The organism is Candidatus Marsarchaeota archaeon, from assembly GCA_023485295.1.
Classification (GTDB): Archaea; Micrarchaeota; Micrarchaeia; order Micrarchaeales; family Micrarchaeaceae; genus Micrarchaeum_A.
The window spans coordinates 116,788-135,792 of the sequence record JAMCZQ010000006.1 but is presented as its reverse complement, the minus strand read 5'-3'; the positions used below and the strand labels follow the sequence as shown (position 1 = coordinate 135,792).

Annotated in this window: 21 protein-coding genes and 2 tRNA genes; 8 read left to right on the top strand and 15 right to left on the bottom strand. The window is 45.6% G+C overall.

Annotation, left to right across the window (positions count from 1 at the left end):
- Nucleotides 1–6: 6 nt before the first annotated feature.
- The 5 genes from M1125_03545 to M1125_03525 all read left to right on the top strand — a co-directional run bounded on the left by M1125_03545 (nucleotide 7) and on the right by M1125_03525 (nucleotide 4,096).
- Nucleotides 7–375, top strand: coding sequence for an NADH-quinone oxidoreductase subunit C (locus M1125_03545; GenBank protein MCL5404882.1), 369 nt, complete (start codon nucleotides 7–9; stop codon nucleotides 373–375).
- Nucleotides 376–1,473, top strand: coding sequence for an NADH-quinone oxidoreductase subunit D (locus M1125_03540; GenBank protein ID MCL5404881.1), 1,098 nt, complete (start codon nucleotides 376–378; stop codon nucleotides 1,471–1,473).
- A gap of 92 nt (nucleotides 1,474–1,565) precedes the next feature.
- Nucleotides 1,566–1,904, top strand: a complete 339-nt coding sequence (locus M1125_03535; protein ID MCL5404880.1) for a prefoldin subunit — start codon at nucleotides 1,566–1,568, stop codon at nucleotides 1,902–1,904.
- Between the two features lie 12 nt (nucleotides 1,905–1,916).
- Nucleotides 1,917–2,888: a DHH family phosphoesterase gene (locus M1125_03530; GenBank protein ID MCL5404879.1), complete on the top strand. Its 972-nt coding sequence runs from the start codon at nucleotides 1,917–1,919 to the stop codon at nucleotides 2,886–2,888.
- Nucleotides 2,889–2,893: 5 nt separating this feature from the next.
- Entirely contained in the window at nucleotides 2,894–4,096 is a 1,203-nt protein-coding gene (locus M1125_03525) for a metallophosphoesterase family protein (protein MCL5404878.1), read from the top strand.
- Nucleotides 4,097–4,099: 3 nt separating this feature from the next.
- Here the strand turns inward: M1125_03525 and M1125_03520 are convergent, their stop codons facing one another.
- The 6 genes from M1125_03520 to M1125_03495 all read right to left on the bottom strand — a co-directional run bounded on the left by M1125_03520 (nucleotide 4,100) and on the right by M1125_03495 (nucleotide 8,104).
- Nucleotides 4,100–4,342, bottom strand: coding sequence for a 50S ribosomal protein L14e (locus tag M1125_03520; protein MCL5404877.1), 243 nt, complete (start codon nucleotides 4,340–4,342; stop codon nucleotides 4,100–4,102).
- A 1-nt stretch (nucleotide 4,343) separates the two neighbouring features.
- Nucleotides 4,344–4,871 (bottom strand): cytidylate kinase family protein, encoded by a 528-nt coding sequence (locus tag M1125_03515; protein ID MCL5404876.1) that lies wholly within the window; start codon nucleotides 4,869–4,871, stop codon nucleotides 4,344–4,346.
- A 16-nt stretch (nucleotides 4,872–4,887) separates the two neighbouring features.
- Entirely contained in the window at nucleotides 4,888–5,205 is a 318-nt protein-coding gene (gene rpl34e, locus M1125_03510) for a 50S ribosomal protein L34e (protein MCL5404875.1), read from the bottom strand.
- 61 nt (nucleotides 5,206–5,266) lie between these two features.
- Nucleotides 5,267–5,782, bottom strand: a complete 516-nt coding sequence (locus M1125_03505; GenBank protein ID MCL5404874.1) for an EMC3/TMCO1 family protein — start codon at nucleotides 5,780–5,782, stop codon at nucleotides 5,267–5,269.
- 15 nt (nucleotides 5,783–5,797) lie between these two features.
- Nucleotides 5,798–6,379 carry an AAA family ATPase gene (locus M1125_03500; GenBank protein MCL5404873.1) on the bottom strand — a complete coding sequence of 194 codons (582 nt, stop codon included), beginning with the start codon at nucleotides 6,377–6,379 and terminating at the stop codon, nucleotides 5,798–5,800.
- Between the two features lie 75 nt (nucleotides 6,380–6,454).
- Complete coding sequence (locus tag M1125_03495) at nucleotides 6,455–8,104, bottom strand: TCP-1/cpn60 chaperonin family protein (protein MCL5404872.1); 1,650 nt, start codon at nucleotides 8,102–8,104, stop codon at nucleotides 6,455–6,457.
- Nucleotides 8,105–8,449: 345 nt separating this feature from the next.
- On the opposite strand from M1125_03495, the gene gyrB reads away from it, so the two are divergent.
- Both gyrB and gyrA read left to right on the top strand, forming a co-directional pair.
- Nucleotides 8,450–10,360 (top strand): DNA topoisomerase (ATP-hydrolyzing) subunit B, encoded by a 1,911-nt coding sequence (gene gyrB, locus M1125_03490; protein ID MCL5404871.1) that lies wholly within the window; start codon nucleotides 8,450–8,452, stop codon nucleotides 10,358–10,360.
- Nucleotides 10,361–10,365: 5 nt separating this feature from the next.
- On the top strand, nucleotides 10,366–12,795 hold the full coding sequence (gene gyrA, locus M1125_03485) for a DNA gyrase subunit A (protein MCL5404870.1): 2,430 nt from the start codon (nucleotides 10,366–10,368) through the stop codon (nucleotides 12,793–12,795).
- A gap of 8 nt (nucleotides 12,796–12,803) precedes the next feature.
- On the opposite strand, the gene radA is transcribed toward gyrA, so the two are convergent.
- A complete protein-coding gene (gene radA / locus M1125_03480; GenBank protein MCL5404869.1) occupies nucleotides 12,804–13,754 on the bottom strand; it encodes a DNA repair and recombination protein RadA in 951 nt (316 codons plus the stop codon).
- Nucleotides 13,755–14,037: 283 nt separating this feature from the next.
- On the opposite strand from radA, the gene M1125_03475 reads away from it, so the two are divergent.
- Entirely contained in the window at nucleotides 14,038–14,745 is a 708-nt protein-coding gene (locus M1125_03475; GenBank protein MCL5404868.1) for a DUF92 domain-containing protein, read from the top strand.
- Here the strand turns inward: M1125_03475 and M1125_03470 are convergent.
- The 8 genes from M1125_03470 to M1125_03435 form a co-directional block, all read right to left on the bottom strand.
- Nucleotides 14,737–15,135: an acyl-CoA thioesterase gene (locus M1125_03470; GenBank protein ID MCL5404867.1), complete on the bottom strand. Its 399-nt coding sequence runs from the start codon at nucleotides 15,133–15,135 to the stop codon at nucleotides 14,737–14,739. The genes M1125_03475 and M1125_03470 overlap by 9 nt on opposite strands.
- A gap of 25 nt (nucleotides 15,136–15,160) precedes the next feature.
- A tRNA-Gly gene (locus M1125_03465) sits at nucleotides 15,161–15,252 on the bottom strand.
- Nucleotides 15,253–15,265: 13 nt separating this feature from the next.
- The gene (locus tag M1125_03460; GenBank protein ID MCL5404866.1) at nucleotides 15,266–16,042 is read right to left on the bottom strand and encodes a proteasome assembly chaperone family protein; all 777 of its coding nucleotides are present in this window, start codon (nucleotides 16,040–16,042) and stop codon (nucleotides 15,266–15,268) included.
- Between the two features lie 16 nt (nucleotides 16,043–16,058).
- Nucleotides 16,059–16,862 (bottom strand): S1 RNA-binding domain-containing protein, encoded by an 804-nt coding sequence (locus M1125_03455; protein ID MCL5404865.1) that lies wholly within the window; start codon nucleotides 16,860–16,862, stop codon nucleotides 16,059–16,061.
- Nucleotides 16,863–16,871: 9 nt separating this feature from the next.
- Nucleotides 16,872–17,153, bottom strand: a complete 282-nt coding sequence (locus M1125_03450; GenBank protein MCL5404864.1) for a 50S ribosomal protein L44e — start codon at nucleotides 17,151–17,153, stop codon at nucleotides 16,872–16,874.
- A 41-nt stretch (nucleotides 17,154–17,194) separates the two neighbouring features.
- A complete protein-coding gene (locus M1125_03445; GenBank protein MCL5404863.1) occupies nucleotides 17,195–17,704 on the bottom strand; it encodes a hypothetical protein in 510 nt (169 codons plus the stop codon).
- A gap of 159 nt (nucleotides 17,705–17,863) precedes the next feature.
- A tRNA-Met gene (locus M1125_03440) sits at nucleotides 17,864–17,938 on the bottom strand.
- Between the two features lie 22 nt (nucleotides 17,939–17,960).
- Entirely contained in the window at nucleotides 17,961–18,773 is an 813-nt protein-coding gene (locus M1125_03435; GenBank protein ID MCL5404862.1) for a hypothetical protein, read from the bottom strand.
- Between the last annotated feature and the right edge of the window lie 232 nt (nucleotides 18,774–19,005).

Here is a 19,005-nt window from a genome sequence, read left to right as displayed (position 1 = left end):
AAACTGATGGAGATACAGAAAGAGGCATTACTGACGACATTAGAAGAAATGAAGAAAAAGGGGTTTGACTACCTCAAGGGCATAACTGCAGTGGATTACACTGACAGGTTAGAGGTAATTTATATTCTGTACAACCTGAAGACGCACGAGCAGGAACTGATTACTGTAAAACTGGATCCTAAAAATCCCAGCATACATTCGGTAATTATGCTTTACATGTCGGCAAATTGGCTGGAGCGCGAGCTTTCAGAAATGTTCGGCATACAAATAATTAGCAGGAACGTCAAGAGGCTTCTGCTTGAAAAATGGAACGGGGCTGAAGCCCCACTGAGAAAAAGCTTTGTCTGGGGTAAGGATTACAAAAGGCTTGATTGAATGCCTGTGATGAGACTTAATGTTGGGCCGATACATCCGAGCACGCACGGAGTGCTACGCTTGGTAGTCGATGTAAATGGAGATACGATAGAGCATTTGGAAACGCATATAGGGTTTTTGCACAGGGGAATCGAAAAGCTTATGGAAACAAGAATGTACATGCAAAACCCTTCTTATACTGAAAAAATGGATTATGTGGCTCCGCTTGCCTGGGATGACTTATACGTTAATGCGGTAGAGATGGCGCAGGGGAAGGAAGTAAAGGATGATGCGCAGTACGCAAGAGTAATTTTAAATGAATTCCAAAGAATTGCCAGCCATTTGCTTTGGCTAGGAACTTTCTGCAATGACTTGGGGCAGATGTTTACAATGTTTATGTGGTGCTTCAGGGACAGAGCCCAGGTGATAAAATTCTTGGAAGACGTGTCAGGGAGCAGGATGTTTTATGTAAACATGCGCGTAGGTGGGCTTGACAAGCCCCTGCCTCCAAACTTTAAGGAGAGGGCTTACAAACTCACAGATTATATTGAAAACCATATAACTGAATATCCAGGCATATTGGACGGCAACTCAATATTCCTAGAAAGAACAAAGGGGGTTGGAATACTGAAGAGGGATGATGCAGTAAATATGGGCGCGGCTGGCCCTGTACTGCGTGCTGCAGGCATTGAGGAAGATGTGAGGAAGGCGGCACCTTACTACAAATATGGCAATCTGAAGTTCAAGATCCCGACAAGCAATAAGTCAGATACATACGCGAGGTATAGGGTAAGGTACGAAGAGATGTTTGAGAGCATAAAAATAATAAGGCAGGCATTAGACGCGCTGCCGGAAGTGCCTGATGTGACTGGCATGCCGATAAAGCTTATAGGGCCGCAGGCAAATCCTGCGCCTGTTTTAGTAAGGCATGAGTTGCCCAGAGGAGAGGGCATAATATACATGGTGCCTGACAAGCAGAGGCCATACCGCATTTATATGCGCTCGCCGACTTACATGAATCTCTCACTGCTAGAAAAAATTGCAGTAGGGCAGAAATTTGCTGACCTGTTTTCCATACTTGGGGGGCTTGACGTCATAATGGCTGAGATAGACAAGTGATTGTGAAGGTTCTGGTAAAATTTAGTAAGTATCATATATTTATCTAAGCCATAAATAGTGAACCACAGGTACATGCTAAGTTCGGTGTTATTATGGATCAGAACCAATTGGAGAAAATCACTGTAGACTATCAAAAGGTCCAGGAGCAGCTGCAGGCGCTAAGCGCACAAAAAGAGCAATTTTCAACCCAGAAAGATGAGTACAAGCAGGCTAAGGAGCAGATAGAAAAGGCGACGGGGAAGATTTATTCCGCAGTTGGCGGGGCAATAATAGAAACGACCAAAGAGGAGGCCTTGAAAGAGATACAGGACAAAGACGAGCTCATAGACATGAGGCTAAGCATGCTTAAAAAGCAGATTGACGAACTCAAGAAGAAGGATCAGGAGTTGAGGGAGCAGATAACTTCTGCGCTTAATGAGTCTAAAAAGTAATGAGCGGTTTGCGTGCTGAGTTTTGAACAACTGTGCCAGAGGATAGAGCAGAGCAAGAACAAGAAAGTCATGATAACGTTTCACAGCATAGGCGACACCGACGCAATCTCTTCTGCGCTAGGCATAAGCGCATTGCTCGGAAACGCACACATCTCCTCGCCTGATTTCTTGAGCGCAAATGCAAGGCTTGTGCTGGAGAGCTTCGGCATGGATCAGAAGGACATAACAAATGGATTTATCAAGGATGCAGAACTCATAGTGATGGTTGACGTAAACAATTTCGAGGACTGCGGCAGCTTTGAAACAGATTTGCGCAATGCTTCATGCGAAATACTTGTAATAGATCACCATGCACCCTCCAAGGTGGACAGGGACTTGCTGATATTCAACGATGAAGGCTATAATTCCACAGCAAGCATAGTCTATGACATTTTCAAGAATCTGGGGGTTGCGCCTGACAAAAGAATGGCCGAGGCGCTGGCAATAGGAATTATTGCAGATTCAGCTGAATTCAAAAATGCCACGGCGCACAGCTTTGTGCAGATTGGCGAGCTGCTTTCAAACGCAGGGCTAAGCTATCAGGAGCTAACGGAAAAGTTCTCGCATGTGGCTCCGCCTGAAATAAGGCTTGGCACGCTCAAGGACCTTTTCAATTCTGAGATAGCAGTCATAAACAAAATGCTATTTTTGAAGGGCGAGACGCAGTCACATGCGGCCGCTGCAGCTGATGACGCGATCAAAATTGGAGTTGATATAGCGCTGGTTGCTTCCGAATCCGAGAAGGAGATATCCTTTTCTGCAAGGTGCAGGCCGCCCCTGGATAAAGAGCGCCAATTCCATTTGGGAAAAATCATGAAGAGCATAGCCAAAACGATTGACGGCGTCGGCGGCGGGCATCCATGCGCTGCTGGAGCGTACGGAACAAAGAAGGAGGGCAAGGCAGAATTCATCAAAATGTTTGAAAACGAAGTTTTCTACAAGTGATTTTCATGAAAATTGCAATAGTTTCCGATTTGCACATAGGATACGAGCGCTTTTTTGAAGACGCACAGAACCAAGCACGCGAAGCGCTTGAAAAAGCAGCGGAAATGGCTGATGCGATACTGCTGCCTGGCGACATTTTCGACAAAAGAGCGCCGAAGCCTGACGTTATGGCCCAGGCACTGCGCATATTCAGGGATATTTCTACCAGGAATTTTGGGGCGCGGACTGTATCTTTTTCTGGAAGCGGCAGTGCTTATACCGACAAACCAGTAATAGCAATATCCGGAACGCATGAAAGGACAGCTGCAGGGAAGGAAAATCCATTGAGCGTGCTGGCGCTTGCAGGCCTCGTCATAGACGTGAGCGAATCTGTAGCCACAATAAGCAAGGGCGACGAAAAGGTGTCAGTATTCGGCCTTGGCGGCGTATCTGAAGAGAGGGTGCGTGAGACCCTAAGATCCCTTGACCCAAAGCCAGTAAGCTCATCCTTCAATATATTCATGTTCCATCAGTCGGTGTATGAGATATTACCATTCGACAAGGACTTTATACATTATGAGGAGCTCCCGAAAGGATACGACCTGTACGTATGCGGGCACATACACAGCAGGCTTGCATCTAAGCTCTATGGCAAGCTCTTCCTTATACCAGGCAGCACTGTCCTTACACAGCTGAAGGAGGGCGAGCAGGAGCGCAAGGGCTTCATACTGTTCGACACCAGCGAGTACAAATACGAATTTGTAGAGATAAACAGCAGGCCTTTCGTTGTGAAGCATTTGGCATTCTCTGGAGAAAACCCATCGAAGGTCAGGGAAAGGTGTGAAGGTGCAATTCTGGACTGCATATCAGAATTTCCTGAAAAAAAGCCAATAGTAAAATTATATCTTGAAGGAACGTTTGAGCGTGCCGGCAATGAATTGGGATTGAGAAACCTTGCATCCAAATATGCAGGCAAAGCAATCGTAGAAATTGACACAGCCAAGCTTTCAGAACCGTCAATAGAAGAGGGAATTGCGAACATTAGGAAAAACCGGCTTAATGACCTCAGCGTGAAAGACGCAGGGCTTCAGGCACTGAAAGAAAGGCTGATAGAAACAGGCTTTGACAGCAAAATAGACTACAAACAGCTTTTTGACATCCTTTCCGACCTTGGCCCTTCAAAAAAGGAGAAAATGATAGAAGCCGCATTGCAGTTTTTGGAAAGCTGATTGCTACTTTGTTTTTGCCCTTGCCGGCTCTGCTATTCCAAGCGTTTTGTTTACCTGCTCTTTGTTTTTTGGATCTATGGCTTCTTTAAGGAATTCCAAATGCCTTACGTTGCACTTTCGCTCTTTAGGCCTTTTTGCAGTTATGATTTTTACAAAGCCGTCTGGCTCTATTGAAGTTATAACTGCTCTGCTTCCTGCGTCCCTTCCGAATTTTTTTATGCAGACTCTTCCTGGTTCTACCAACATTTTACGCACCTTTTCCCTTGTTCAAACGCAATCTAGCAAAGTATATTATTAATTTAGCTGCTTCTTCTTTGCTTGTTCTTTCAGTATTTATAATTATGTCAAACGCGCTGATATCGCGCAAATCTATGCCGTATGTGCGCTTTGCCATTTCTACTGTGCTGCTGTCCTTTGCGGCAACAGTTTTCTTTGCCTTCTTAATAGGTATGCCGTAATCGCGGGCCCACCTCTTTGAGCGCTCTTCAAGGGTTGCTGCAAGCCATATCTTCAGTGTGGCGTCTTTAACCAGCCATGGCGAGAGCCATGTGCTTACTACGCAGTCCCTTTTTGCTTTTACGGATTTTATGATTTCCCTGTCGAAGGCCTTAGTGAATTTTGGGTCTGCATTACTAACAAAGGCAGCAATGTCGCCTTCGGTTTTAACAAATTCCTTGTATGACCTGTGTATGTGGCTTATGCCCATGCCCTCTGATACTGCTTGGGCTATTGTTGTTTTGCCGCTGGCAGTGAAGCCAGATATGCATATTTTCATTATTTTGCCCTTTTTATCAGTGAGCAACAAGCTGCAGCACATACGCCCTTTGATTCATGCCTATGTCATCAAGGGTTATGTCGCCATTTTCAACGCGGCTGCCAAGTTTTACTATTTGGGCAGTGCATTTGGCGCATAAGACGCCGCCAAAAATCCTGCTGTTGGTGCGCCTGCTTTTGCCGCCATGGCTTGAAATGCCGTTAAGTTCGGAGCCGCAGATTGCACAGTGAGGCATGGAATTCTTGCCCCTGCGGTAATGCGTGACGGTCCTTTTGGACTTGGTCACTCGCTGCGATTTCTTCATGCTATGCGATCTATACATCGGTTTTGGCAAAATAAACACCAATTTGTTATTTGACAGAATAGGTTTATGCGTAAAGCTATTTATAATTATTCTACTGCGTTGCAGGCTGCGACTGGGGTTCCTTCTGGCTTTCCTTGCGCATTTTCACCCTGTCGTAGATTACTATCGATATCGAAGTTATTATGCCTATTATGAAAACGCATGCAAAAAATACCCCCTGGTAATTAAGCTTAAAAGACCCCAGGAACATCACGTACTCGTTTGCCATTGAGCCGAATGCCATAGGAAGCAGCAGGTAATAGAGCGCAAAGAATACTGGCAGTATGACGAGCATTGGCTTTATAGAAACCTTCATGTTTTCGCTCATTAGCGGCATCAGTTCGCTCTGCTTTTTGCTTATTTCTTCCTGCGGTGCATGCGCCTTTATCAGGGCGTTGAGCTCCTTTGAGAGGTCGTTCATGCGTTTTTGAAGCTCCCTCATCCTTCTCGGATTGCCGACTTTCCTCTGGGCAAATGTTGAAAAAGCAATATAAGCAAGGCCTATGGCTATTATTATCGCCATTGTAGTAAACGGCATTGCAGTGTTAAGCGCTATTGTTGCAACCATAAAATCGCTGTTTTATCATGTATTTTCCAGTATGTCTGTAACAAACTTGCTGAAATCCTCGATTGATTTTTCAAGCTTGTTTTCCTTGTTGTGCAATATATATACAGGTATGTCAAATTCAGACCCATATGCGCTCATTACAGCAAGGTTTATCTGCCTTTGCAGGTTGAGCACTTCGAGGTCATCATTCTCCCTCTTCCTCACCGTGTCGGCAAGCCTTCGCTTTACAAGCTCGTCAGGCGTTGCGTCTACATATATGATACCTGATATTTTGCCCATGTAATGTAAATCTTTTATTGGAAGTCCAAATATAAATTTATTTCCTTTTTCAACAGTTGCATGCGTATCCACTATTATTGTGCCTGACATTGCCCCTATCCGCTTGAAAGCCTTTCTTCTTAGGGCGCGTATCTTGTTTGTGCTAAGATACCTAAGCCTGTCCCTTGTAACTGCTTCGGCTGCCGCTTCATGCTCCATTAGGGTGCCTATGTTTATTACTTTGGTGTTTGGTCTTTTTGGAAGGCTGTTTATCAGGGTGGTTTTGCCTGCTCCTGGCGAGCCAAGAACCAATATTACGGTATTTTTAGTTTTGGGCATGCAAGACCATAGGTATAAAGAAGAAAAAGCTTAAAGCACTAAGCCCAGGTTTGCCTGGGATGAAGGCTTGGGCCTTCATTCCATTCCTCCAGGCATGCCTCCTGGCATTCCGCCTCCTGATGCCCCAGGCTTGCTCCTCGAGCTTATTATGTCATCGATCCTGAGGATCATTTCCGCGGCTTCGCTTGCACTGAATATGGACTGCATCTTCATCTTTGTAGGCTCGTATATTGCTGCCTTGTTCATGTCACCTACTGCGTTTCTGAATACGTCTACTCCATATACCTTGCCCTCCTTGCTCTTGTGCTTGCTCCTTAGCTGTACAAGAGTGTCTATAGCGTCTATGCCTGCGCTTTCTGCCAAGGTCTTTGGTATGGATTCGAGTGCGTCTGCAAACTTCTGTATTGCAAGCTGCTCTCTTCCGCCTACCTCGCTAGAGTATTCCCTAAGCTCGTCTGCAAGGTCGATTTCTATGCTGCCTCCGCCTATGACATACTTGCCATCGTTTTCTACGGTAGCATCAACCGCACCTATAACGTCTGCTATGGACCTTTCGGCTTCGTCTATTACTTGCTGAGAGCCGCCCCTTATGAATATGGTAACGCTCTTTGGATCCTTGCACTTCTCCACGAATACCATTTGCTCGCCAGCTATCTTGCGTTCCTCAACGAGGCCTGCAAAGCCAAGGTCATCCTGCGATAGGTCATCGAGGCTTGTTATTATCTTTGCGCCGGTTGCCTTTGCGAGCTTCTCTATGTCGCTTTTCTTGACGCGCCTTACTGCCATTATGCCAGCCTTCGCAAGGTAGTGCTGTGCAACGTCGTCTATGCCCTTCTGCGTCACAACAAAGGTAGCGCCGCTTTTCCTGACTTTCTCTACCATTTCCTTGAGCATGCGCTCTTCTTGCTGCAAATAGGACTGTATCTGCTCAGGCGACGTTATCTCTATCTTTGCGTCTGTCTCTGTCTTCTCTATCTCCAGCGCTACGTCAAGAAGCGCAATCTTTGCGTTGCTGATGGACTTCGGCATGCCTGGGTGCGCCACTTCTTTGTCTATCAGCACCCCGTTTATCAGGGATGTATCTGATATGCTGCCGCCTGCTTTCTTTTCTACCTTTATGAAGTCGTGGTCCACGTGCACGTGGTTTGCCTTGTCCTTTTCCATTACCTGCTTGATTGCCTTTATCACAAGCTTTGCAATCTGCATTTTTGTATTTTCATCGCCTATATTCTTTGAGCCCATTGACACCATAGCTATCTTCTGCAGCGTTTGGTCGTCGTTTAGATCTACGCTCCTTGAATATTTGGCCAGTGTTTCAGCAGCACGTGCAGCTGCCATTTTATATCCTTTTATTATTATCGTTGGGTGTATGCCCTGCTCTATGAGCTCCTCGGCGCCCTTCAACAGACTGCCTGCAGTTATTATAACGCTTGTGGTGCCGTCGCCAACCTCCCTGTCCTGGGTTTTTGCCACGTCTACGAGTATTTTTGCCACTGGGTGCTCTACATTCATTTCCTCCAGTATCGTAGCGCCGTCGTTGGTTATTACTATGTCTCCCAAGTCGCTTACTAGCATTTTGTCCATGCCCTTTGGTCCTAAGGTGGTCTTTACCGCATTCGCTACTGCTACGCCAACCGCAATGTTTGTGCGCTGCGCGTCTCTGCCTAAAAGTCTTGTTGCTCCCTCTGGAAGCAATACAACCTGTCCTGAGTTATTTTCTGCCATTTTTACACCTATTTATAGTATATAACATGCCTGCCGTTTTTGATGCGTCGGTTTGAATTGATCAAATTTGCCCTCACATCTTATCCGGTCGTTTATAATAAGCATCTACATTTTTTATATACATGTATTCATATAATTATGCATCGTTAAGTATTTATACCTTACTTTTCACAGCGCATGGACTGATTTATGACATTCCTTTGGGGCTGGCATTCAGCCAGTGTCTGGTAGCGTCTTGCATGTTTTGGCTTACCAAAAGGGTTTTAAATGTAAAATGCCAATAGATATTAGGCGATATTGCGCATCATTTTATTGCTGCCTGCATGCCTTAGTCTGGTTGGTTTTATGAGTGAAAATGAGTATAGTGCTAAAGACATCGTTGTCCTTTCCGGAACCATGGGCATACGCAAAAGGCCGGCGATGTATATAGGCTCTACCGGCGTGCAGGGCCTGAATCACCTGCTTTATGAGATAATTGACAATTCAGTAGACGAATCGCTTGCTGGAGTATGCACTGAGATAACAGTGCATCTGGAGCGTGACGCTGACGGCTGCGATATTGCAGAAGTCACTGATAATGGCAGGGGCATACCAGTAGATATCATACCCAAGGAGAACAAGCCTGCTTTGGAAGTGATTATGACATCCATACATGCAGGAGCAAAGTTCGACAACAAGGCATATAAGGTTTCTGGCGGGCTTCATGGCGTCGGCATGACTGTGGTAAATGCGCTGTCCGAAAGGACAGACGCAACAGTTATGAGGGATGGCAAGGTTTATTCGCAAAGCTTCAGCAGGGGCATGCCCATAACAAAACTTGAAGAGGTGGGCAGCAGCAATGGCAAAACAGGCACTACGATAAGGTTCAAGCCTGATTCTGAGATATTTTCCACAAACAAATTTGATTTTACAGCGCTTGTGGAAAGGCTGCGCGACACTGCATTCCTCAGCCCAGGGCTGCGCATAAAGCTAATAGACGAGAGGGAAGGTCAAAAGTCAGAACTGGAATTTTATGCACAAAACGGAATAATGGATTTTTTGGCATACCTGACAACTTCAAAGAGCACGCTGACCAAACCGATGTACATAGCAAAGGACGTCGAAGGAGTAAAGGTGGAGATAGGCATACAGTATACTGAAGATTACGGGGAAAACCTGTATTCCTTTGTAAACCGTATAAAAACCCCTGAAGGCGGGTCACACGTGATGGGCTTCAGGTCCGGACTCTCACGCGCAGTAGTATCATATATGCAAAAAAATTACAAAAAGCAGGGAATGCCTGAAATTGAGGGGGATGACATAAGGGAAGGGCTGGTTGCGATAATATCAATACTTATGCCAAATCCGGAATTTGAGGGCCAGACAAAGGAGAAGCTTGGGAATTCCTATATAAAGAGCATTGTAGAAAGCACTATTTATTCGAAGTTGTCAGAGTATCTGGAGGAAAATCCTGGCGAAGCAGGCAAGATGCTGGAAAAGATAATAAAGGCAGCTTCAGCGCGTGAAGCCGCGCGAAGGGCGCGCGAGCTGGCAAGAAAGAAGAATGCATTTGAAGGGACAGTACTGCCTGGAAAGCTGGCTGACTGCACTGAAACAGACCCTGTCAAATCCGAGATATTTATAGTCGAAGGAGACAGCGCTGCGGGCTCGAGCAAGCAGGGCAGGGACAGGTTTTACCAGGCCATACTTCCGCTTAGGGGCAAGATACTTAACGTGGAAAAAGCCACAGAAGACAGGATATTCAACAATGCAGAGCTTCATGCCTTAGTAACCGCTTTGGGCACTGGCATAAAGGAGAGCTTCAATCCTGAAAAGCTAAGATACGGCAAAATCATATTCCTTACTGATGCCGATGTTGACGGAAGCCATATAAAGACGTTGTTGCTGACCTTTTTCTACAGGTACCTTAGGTCCCTGATAGAAAGAGGCAATGTTTACGCTGCACAGCCTCCGCTATACAGGGTTGCGCATGGAAAAGAGGTGAAGTACGCTTATAGCGACGCTGAGCTGAACAAGATGCTTGAAGCGTATGACGGGAAGGCGAATGTGCAGCGCTACAAGGGCTTGGGAGAGATGAATCCGGAACAGCTGTGGGAGACCACAATGGACCCGAAAAGGCGCATACTGAAACGCATAACAATAAAGGATGCGGAGCTTGCCGATACGCTTTTCAACATACTCATGGGCATGGATGTTGAAATAAGGAGAAAATTCCTTGAGGAGCATTCCACTGAGGTTTCGTTCCTTGATGTGTGATATTTATGGCAGAAGAGCAGAACCCGAATGTGCTTGACGTATCTGTTGAAAACGAAATGCAGAGCAGCTACATAGATTATGCCATGAGCGTGATTGTGGGCAGGGCTCTTCCTGATGCAAGGGACGGCCTCAAGCCCGCGCAGCGCAGGATCCTCTATGCAATGTACGCGCTTAGGAATACGCATGACCAGCCCACAAAAAAGAGCGCCAGGATTGTCGGAGAGGTCATAGGCAAGTACCACCCGCATGGTGATGCAGCCGTATATGAAACGCTGGTGAGGATGGCCCAGGATTTTTCAATGAACTATCCGCTTGTAGAAGGGCAGGGGAACATGGGCTCGGTAGATGGCGATCCGCCTGCGGCACAGCGTTACACTGAGGTAAGGCTGACCAAGGTTGCGGAAGAAATGCTTTCAGACCTTGAGAAGCGTGCAGTGCCGTTCTCGCTAAACTTCGACAACACAGAAGAGGAGCCAGTTGTACTGCCTTCTAAGGTGCCTAACCTTTTGCTAAATGGCTCATCGGGGATAGCAGTAGGGGTTGCGACAAACATACTGCCGCATAACATGTCTGAGGTGTGCAGTGCAATAGCGGCTTATATAGACAACATGCAGATCACACCGCTTGAGCTGCTTGATTATGTAAAAGGCCCCGATTTCCCGACTGGGGGCATTGTGTTCATGGACGAAAGGCTAAAGACAGCGTACTTGTCCGGCAAAGGCAGCGTCATCATACGCGGCAAGGCGCATATAGAAGAGCACCAGCACAAGAGGCAGTACGTCATAGATGAAATACCTTATACTGTGAATAAGAGTGCACTTGTGGAAAAGATTGCCCTGCTTGCTAAGGAAAAGCTCATCGACGGCGTTGGTGCAGTAAGGGACGAGAGCGATAAAAGCGGCATGCGCATAGTGGTTGAGCTAAGGTCGGATGCCAATTCGGATGTTGTGCTAAATCAGCTCTACAAGCACACGCAGATGCAGGTTTCGATGCCGGTCATGAACATTGCAGTGCTTGGAAACAGGCTGCTCACGCTGAATATACGGGACTTCATAAGGATTTTTGTGGAGCACAGGGTTGCCGTAATAAGGCAAAGGACTGCCTACGACCTTAACATAGCTTCTGAGAGGAGGCACATAGTGGAAGGCCTCATTATAGCTTTGCATGACATAGACGGAATCATCACTACCATAAAATCCAGTTCTGACACAAAGGCTGCGAAGGAGGCGCTTATGCACAGCTATGGCGTGTCCGAGAAGCAGGCGGCAGCAATACTTGATATGAAGCTTTCAAAGCTTACCAAGCTTGAGGGCTCTGCATTAGACGCTGAAAAGGCCGAGCTTGACAAAAGCATAGAGTACTACAATGATATACTGTCGCACGAGGATGTGGTGTACAGGATAATAAAGGACGAAACTGCAGCAATTAAGGAGCACTACGGCACAGTAAGGAGAACCGAGATTGCATACGAGGATGCTTCTGATATAGAGAACGAGGAGCTTATAAAGGACTACCAAAGCACTGTGATACTCACGGCTGCCGGGTATATGAAAAGGCTTACTGACAGCGCATACAAAATGCAGAACAGGGGCGGCAAGGGAGTCATAACAATGGAGCTGAAGGAAGGCGATTATGTAAAGCAGGCAGTGCATTGCATGTCAAAGGACTACCTCTTTGCAGTAACGAACCTTGGCAGGGCTTACTGGCTCAAGGCATACAGGATACCTGAGGGCAGCAGGTACGGTTCAGGCAAAGCAGCGCCGAACCTGATACCGCTTGGCGAGCACGAGCGTATAGAAAAGATAATAAACACGCGAAGCTTTGAGGGCCTGTTCATAAACTTCCTGACTTCGCACGGCATAATTAAGAGGAGCGAGGGCACCCTGTTCTCAAGGCCGCGCGCAAGCGGCATAATAGCGCTGAAGCTGCAAGAGGGCGACAGCATATCAGATGTGTGCATTTCTGACGGGAAGTCAGAGCTTTTCATAACCACTAGGCAGGGCAAGGCAATACGCTTCAATGAAGACGACGTAAGGCCCGTGGGCAGGTCAGCCATGGGCGTGCGCGGGATCAAGCTTTCGCAGAAGGATGTTGCTGCAAACATAATAGCCGTAAAACCGAGCGACATGGTTGCAAGCATAACCACTCTGGGCTATGGCAAGATAACCGAGATAGGCAGGTATAGGCTGCAGAACAGGGGCGGCAAGGGAGTCATAAACATAAGAGTCAGCGAGAAGACGGGCACCGTAGTGAAGTCGTTGCGCTGCAACACATCTGACAGCATACTGCTGCTCAGCTCTAGCGGATTGTCGATAAGGTTCAGCGTTGATTCTATAAGGACTACAGGCAGGGGCACAAAAGGCGTAAGGCTGATGAAGCTTGACGATGCTACTGTGGTTGACGCACAGCTGCTGTCTGAAGGCGCAGAGCAGTAGCATTCTGCTTAATCCTTTATGCCTTCTGGAGTAACCTTTATTACACACTCGCCATCAGGCATGCTTGGGCTGTCAACCAGCCTGATTATGCGCTTGTCTTCCTTGCTTTTTCTCATGTACAGCCTGGTGGTCGCAGCATGAGCTATTATATTGCCGCCTATTGGCGTTGTAGGGTCGCCGAACAGTATGCCAGGGTTGTCCATCACCTGGTTGGTTATGTATACAGCAAGGCTGAATTTGTCTGCCAGGGCCTGAAGCTTGTGTATGTGCACATTGAGCTTCTGCTGCCTTTCCCCGAGCGAGCCCCTTCCTATGAATTCTGAGCGGAACAGCGAGGTAAGCGAATCCACTATTATTAGCTTTATGTTTTTCTCCACTATCAGGCTGTCTGCGCGGTCTATAGTAAGCATCTGCTTCTCTGTTGTTGTTGCTCTTACGACTATTATGTTGCTTAGCACCGTGTTGGGATCAAGCTTCTTTGCCTTTGATATCTCAACGATTCTTTCTGGCCTGAACGTGCCTTCAGTATCTACAAAAAGCACTGCCCCGCCAAGGCCGCCCTGGGCTGGAGGCAGCTGGGCATTGACAGCCAATTGGAAGGCGAGCTGCGTCTTTCCGCTGGCAAACTTGCCGTAAACTTCCGTTATGGCGTTTGTCTCGACGCCGCCGCCTATTAGCTCGTCAAGGTCTTTCGAGCCTGTTGTAATTCTGCCAAGTACATCGCGCTTCTCCAGTATGGCGCTGCCTGTCTCGTATTCTATTGTTGTGGCCTCCTGCGCCGCTTGTATGGCCTTTTTTGCATTTTCCGCACTTATCCCTGCAATCTCGGACAGGTCATACGGTGGGGTTACAGCGACCTTTTCCAGTGTGTCTATGCCTGAATTTCTCAGTTTTTCCGCAGTTGTTGGCCCTATCCCAGGCAAATCTTCAAGTGTTTTTACACCTTTTTCCTTAGGCAAAAGCATCACCGTTTAAAAATTCACTATCAAATTCTACGTATTGCATATTCATATACCTTTCTAAGCTTAATATACAGTAGTTTGGATATGGCGATTGAAGAGCACAACGGCTGAAGTGCTAGGCATTTTACTACATTAAGAAGAAATAGTGCCAGCGTGCATTGCACGCTGGCAAGGCGACCAGTTCTTCACGACCTTCCTACAGTAGAGAACCCGTAATATAATATGAAAGATAACTTTTAAAAAGCTTTCTAAATAGTGGAATATTATTAAAGGCTCCAGTATGAAATCGTTTTTGACTTTGGATTATAAGGCAACTCTGGTGGCATTGGGCATGGGCGTAGTGCTGCTGCTTGCCGGCGGCTACAGCTATGGGCCCTATTTCTTTTTGTCCATGCTTTGGTTCCTGCTCATATCTGCAATCGCCACGGTGGCAGGCACGCGCTACAAGAAAAAGAAGGGGCTTTATGAGAAGAGCCGTGGCGTTAAAAACGTAATAGCCAACGGGATCCTGCCTGTGGCTTTGGCGCTGCTTTACTTTTTTGCAAATGCTGGGCATTTGCAGCTGCTCTCGCTGTTCGCAGCCCTGGGCTTTGTGTCGGCCATTGCAGCAGTCGCTGCAGACAAATTCAGCAGCGAGCTCGGCGTGCTTGACGGAGAGCCCAGATCAATAATAACGTTCAAGCATGTGCGAAAGGGCACCTCGGGCGGCATAACGCTTGCAGGCCTGGGCGCTGGGCTTTTGGGCAGCCTCCTGATTACGTTTTCGATATATTTTGGGCCGCTTGGGGCTTCTATTGCGCCTGGCCCAGCATTCTCTGCCCTGATCCTGCTGACGCTTGTATCAGGGTTCTTAGGGACGGTGTTTGATTCGGTGCTTGGGGTATTCGAAGAACAAGGGTTCGGGAATAAGTTTACCTCTAATTTCTTCGCGGCGGTGCTTGCTGTAGCTTTTAGCGTGATAGTTGCGGCCGCAACAGGCTTACTTTGAAAGCTTTTGCACGACCTCTGCGGGCATTTCTACCGCATGCCACTTGCGCCTGTCTATAGATACTTGCGTTATATAGCCGCTGCAAATGGCGCCCGCTATGCCGCTTATTTCAAAATTGAATTTTAACGCCTTTTTTGAGAGCATTTCCGGAGTTACAGTAACAGTGAGCGTTTCACCAAGCCTTGCAGGCTTTTTGTATACTGCGTTTGATTCCACAACAACGAACCATATGTTTTCGTTCAGGAGAGGGTATTTTATCCCTATTACTTCGCGCATGAATTTTTCAGTGGCATCAGTAAAAAATCTGTAATAGCCGGCATAATGCACGATGCCTTGCGCGTCTGTGTCGTATATATGCACAGTGTCTGTAAAAACAGTGCTTTTTGCCATTTTTCCACCGTATTTTGCCGTATGATGCGCCAGCCGGGATTTGGACCCGGGCATTCAGCTTTTTCCATCGCATCTAGTATGGGAAGCTGATATCCTACCAGGCTAGATTACTGGCGCATTTTATTGGCGCTTAGCGTATGTATGACGGTTTGTCTGGATTTTGGTCGCCAGTGCTCGGGAAAGGCACTGTGTTGTTTATCTGGTTTTCCAGGTCTTTTAGTGCTTTTGCTGTCTTTTTTATCATGGCGTCTATGTTCGAAGTGTCTATCTGGATCTTCAGTTTTTTCATTAAAAATTCAAGCACTGCTTTTGCGGCTGCAGGGTCCATGTCAAAGAATGTGGATTCGCCCATCAGGCATATCGCTTTCACCTTTTCCATCTTTGCAAATGCCAGTATCAGCCCGGCTGATCCGATTATTACAGTATGTGCCTTGCCAAATATAATCCCGTCTTTGCTGAATTCCTCTATTACGCTTTTGTAATTGGCATTGCCGAACACCTTTGGCTTTGCCACAACGCTTCCGTTGACATTGTAGCCACCGAGCGTATATATGAAGTTGCCTGAAAGCTTTTCCTTAAAGAATTTCACTATTTTGTCGTTTACTTCGTATTGCCCTTCCGGGGTAAGTGCCTGTGCGTCGCCAGTAAGTATGACTATGTCATTGCCGCCCTTTCTTTGAATCAGGTAAAACCTGTTGCTGACCATTCTTATTCCGCCGTGCTTTGTCATAAATACCTCATGCGGAAAATGCGGCGAGTAAAGTGTTGCGATTCTTTTTGCCTTGAATTCCTTTATCAAGTGCTCGGCCACCAGCTTGCCCACGTTGCCTATGCCTGGAAGCCCTACAATTAGCACAGGGTTTTTGAGCTTAAGCCCTTTTTTGTACCTTATTCTCGTTTCCATCATTAAGAGCTACCTGTTATTATATATTGTCCATCACATTTTCTGTGTCGCGCTTTAGCTTTTCTTTTTCCACAGATATGTCAACGCCTTTCATTTCTGCTTTTATTGTGTTTATCGCCCTTTTAATCTTTTGCTCGGATTCCTGGTATGTTTTGCCCTCTGCAGTTATACGATAATTCGGCGCGCTTAGATAATATACTTCTACGTTGCTTTTTTCTGCGTCTGAAAGGGCATTGTTGATTGTGGTAATGCCATTTTCGGTTTCTTCGTTAAGGATCTTGAGGACGTATGATACCTTGTGTGTTTTTTTGGCCTCGTTTTCCTTTACAAAGTCCTGCAGTGCCGTCTTGATTTTTTTTGGAAGCTTGGAATTGTCGAACTGCTCGGTATTTTCTACCAGGTTTTGGTACATCTGCGCGTAGCCGCCGAACTCTGAGAATATTGTGCTTATTACCTTGTCTTTCTGCTTTTCTTCGTTAAGCGATTTTAGGATTTTCTGCACCAGAACAGCTACCTTTTTCTCGAGATTGTATACGCTAAGCTTTTCTTTAGCCTGCCTCGGCATTACCTTCTTTATGGAAGCGTCTATTGTGCCTTTTTGGTTGTCTATGTAGGTTATCTTGCAGACTATGTTTTGGCCCTGGTGCAGGTATTCGTGTATGTTTTTTATCCAGCCTGACGATACTTCCCTTATCGGTATGAATACCTCTACGCCATCGTATTCCAAGAGCTTGCAGTACGCCCCGAACCTTGTTATTTTGGTGACCTGGGCTATTGCGAGCTCGTTTGGCGCTGGCTTCTTTGGTTGCAGCTTTCCTTCCATTTATATCATTTATATTGCGAATTCCAGTTTTTTCTTAGTCCTGGAGCCAAGTACACGCTCTACCTTGTACTTGCACGTATCGCACTGCAGCAGTACCTTTTGCCGCTTGGCGATTTTGACCACTGTTGCCTGGCCTTTTACCTTTCCTATATATCCCTTCAGCTTTCTTGCCCTTCTGCGCTTGCCGAGATTTAAGCCGCTTTCTTGCTTCTTTGAGTATATCAAGACCTTATGAGGCGTATGCTTTCCGCATTTTGGGCAGTATGCATTGAGTTCTCGTGCTATTTTCATGAAAATCACTTAAATAGGTTCTTTTCTGGTTTGTTTATTGATCATTGCTGGTTAATACATAGTCCGTTACTAATTAAAAATTCTTTGTCAATATCGTTTTCGGCTTCTACAAATTGGCCTTTCTGCAAAGGCCCTATTTTTCTGCCAGACGGCAAGAACACCTCAGGCAGCTGATCTATTATCACACGCAGTGTTTCTTTTTGTGTTTCTTGCCTTTGGCTTGAATCCAGCCATAATTTTGCATTTGCATATACATCTGCTATTTTATTGTATAATTCCTGTTCTTCTTTTATTGCAGGAGAAGGCAATTGCCTCTTGTATGCAACATACAATAAAATTTTTTGCTTTCTCTTTTCGAATATTTCCTGCGTTATTTTTTGTATATTCTGTAATGCTAGTTCCTGCTCTTCTGTGATTTTTTGGGACTTGATGTTCTTTATTTCTTCTTTTATATTGGCATAAAATTCTTTTGGCAGTATTTGAAGCATGTTGCTAGATCTTTCCTTTTGCAATACATCCCATACGAACTGGTATGCTACCTTGCTATCCATGCTTACCCCTCAGTTCCGGTATTATTGATGCTGTTTTAGAAATTTAATCTTTATTTTTGTTTTTCGGTTACTGATTTAGATTATAAACTGTTGATTTATTAACTTATATATATAACAAACAGCTGCGAATAGCGGAAGTATGGGGTGCGTGGCAGGAATTAGCGAGGGATGGATTTGAACCATCGATCTCCGGGTTATGAGCCCGGCGGGCACTCCAGACTACCCTACCTCGCTACGCAAAATACTATTACAAAAGCTATTTTTGCAATGCTGTTAAGCTTTTAGGCTTTGCATTGAGCAATTCAGTTACTTTTGACTTATCTACCTGATTCAAGGGCTTCCCGCAACTGTTGCATTTGAATCCTGCTTCGAAAGCTGCGTCGAATGTGAATATGAATTTAGTTTCGTTGTAGCAGTTGTTACATATAAAATAATCGTTGCAGTCGTCTTTCAAAATGCCCTGGGCCATATCAGTATTCTTAACATAGTCAAAAAACTGGTCTATCTTATTGCCATTAATATACCAAGCAAACGAAAGCCATCCTTCAACATTTTTGAGTATGTTGTAATTTGTTATTCCGTAGCCCTGCATTATATTCAATATCCTCCTGACAGCATTTATTTTAAGATCCAGCGAAGCCGCAATTTCTTCGTCCGTTTTCGGCGTGTCCAGAAGCCGCAAAACTTCTTGCGCATGCCTGCTTACGTTTTTATTCAGATAATCTGCAATTGTTGCATCATTTACGAGCATGTCTATGTACTGTATTGCGTTGGACGTATAGCGCTCTTCAGCTTCCTGCGAAGTTTTTAAGGCGGTCGTTTTGGCCTTGCTGCTCTTGCTGGCTTTGCTATTTTCTGATGCATATGCAACTTTGTTTAAATGCGTGCCTGCCCTGTTTTTTTTGGCGTTGTTTGCCGCGCGACTAACCTGTCTTTCTTTCTTTATATTTTTGGAAATCTTCTTAAAGCTGCTGTGCGTTTTTTTCTGGTCTCTTTTGTTATGCGTTTTATGCCTAATACTTTTAGGCCCAGACGATCTTTTTTTAGTGTTTTTGTTTGTTTTAGCCATAGAAGCACCGCGCAGAATGAGTGCTTATATATTATGACTTTTCTATTATTTAAATCTATCTTTACTTTTTTATAAATTTTAAATATAATCCAAATTATGCATAAGAATCAAATTTCAAATCTATGCATGCATAGCATATTTCCAAAGAATATAGCAATATTATTATCACACCTGCTTGCTGCATGCATGATCTATGCTATATTGAGGCCTTGGCATTGCAATGGCAAAACAC

Coding starts and splice junctions, on each gene's coding strand:
- gyrB (MCL5404871.1), top strand. CDS start 8,450: ATGAGTGAAAATGAGTATAGTGCTAAAGACATCGTTGTCCTTTCCGGA.
- M1125_03505 (MCL5404874.1), bottom strand. CDS start 5,782: ATGGTTGCAACAATAGCGCTTAACACTGCAATGCCGTTTACTACAATG.
- M1125_03540 (MCL5404881.1), top strand. CDS start 376: ATGCCTGTGATGAGACTTAATGTTGGGCCGATACATCCGAGCACGCAC.
- M1125_03455 (MCL5404865.1), bottom strand. CDS start 16,862: ATGGAAGGAAAGCTGCAACCAAAGAAGCCAGCGCCAAACGAGCTCGCA.
- M1125_03500 (MCL5404873.1), bottom strand. CDS start 6,379: ATGCCCAAAACTAAAAATACCGTAATATTGGTTCTTGGCTCGCCAGGA.
- M1125_03445 (MCL5404863.1), bottom strand. CDS start 17,704: ATGGATAGCAAGGTAGCATACCAGTTCGTATGGGATGTATTGCAAAAG.
- M1125_03545 (MCL5404882.1), top strand. CDS start 7: ATGGAGATACAGAAAGAGGCATTACTGACGACATTAGAAGAAATGAAG.
- M1125_03520 (MCL5404877.1), bottom strand. CDS start 4,342: ATGTTGGTAGAACCAGGAAGAGTCTGCATAAAAAAATTCGGAAGGGAC.
- M1125_03515 (MCL5404876.1), bottom strand. CDS start 4,871: ATGAAAATATGCATATCTGGCTTCACTGCCAGCGGCAAAACAACAATA.
- M1125_03495 (MCL5404872.1), bottom strand. CDS start 8,104: ATGGCAGAAAATAACTCAGGACAGGTTGTATTGCTTCCAGAGGGAGCA.
- M1125_03450 (MCL5404864.1), bottom strand. CDS start 17,153: ATGAAAATAGCACGAGAACTCAATGCATACTGCCCAAAATGCGGAAAG.
- M1125_03460 (MCL5404866.1), bottom strand. CDS start 16,042: ATGATGGAAACGAGAATAAGGTACAAAAAAGGGCTTAAGCTCAAAAAC.
- M1125_03475 (MCL5404868.1), top strand. CDS start 14,038: ATGAAATCGTTTTTGACTTTGGATTATAAGGCAACTCTGGTGGCATTG.
- gyrA (MCL5404870.1), top strand. CDS start 10,366: ATGGCAGAAGAGCAGAACCCGAATGTGCTTGACGTATCTGTTGAAAAC.
- M1125_03535 (MCL5404880.1), top strand. CDS start 1,566: ATGGATCAGAACCAATTGGAGAAAATCACTGTAGACTATCAAAAGGTC.
- M1125_03470 (MCL5404867.1), bottom strand. CDS start 15,135: ATGGCAAAAAGCACTGTTTTTACAGACACTGTGCATATATACGACACA.
- M1125_03525 (MCL5404878.1), top strand. CDS start 2,894: ATGAAAATTGCAATAGTTTCCGATTTGCACATAGGATACGAGCGCTTT.
- M1125_03435 (MCL5404862.1), bottom strand. CDS start 18,773: ATGGCTAAAACAAACAAAAACACTAAAAAAAGATCGTCTGGGCCTAAA.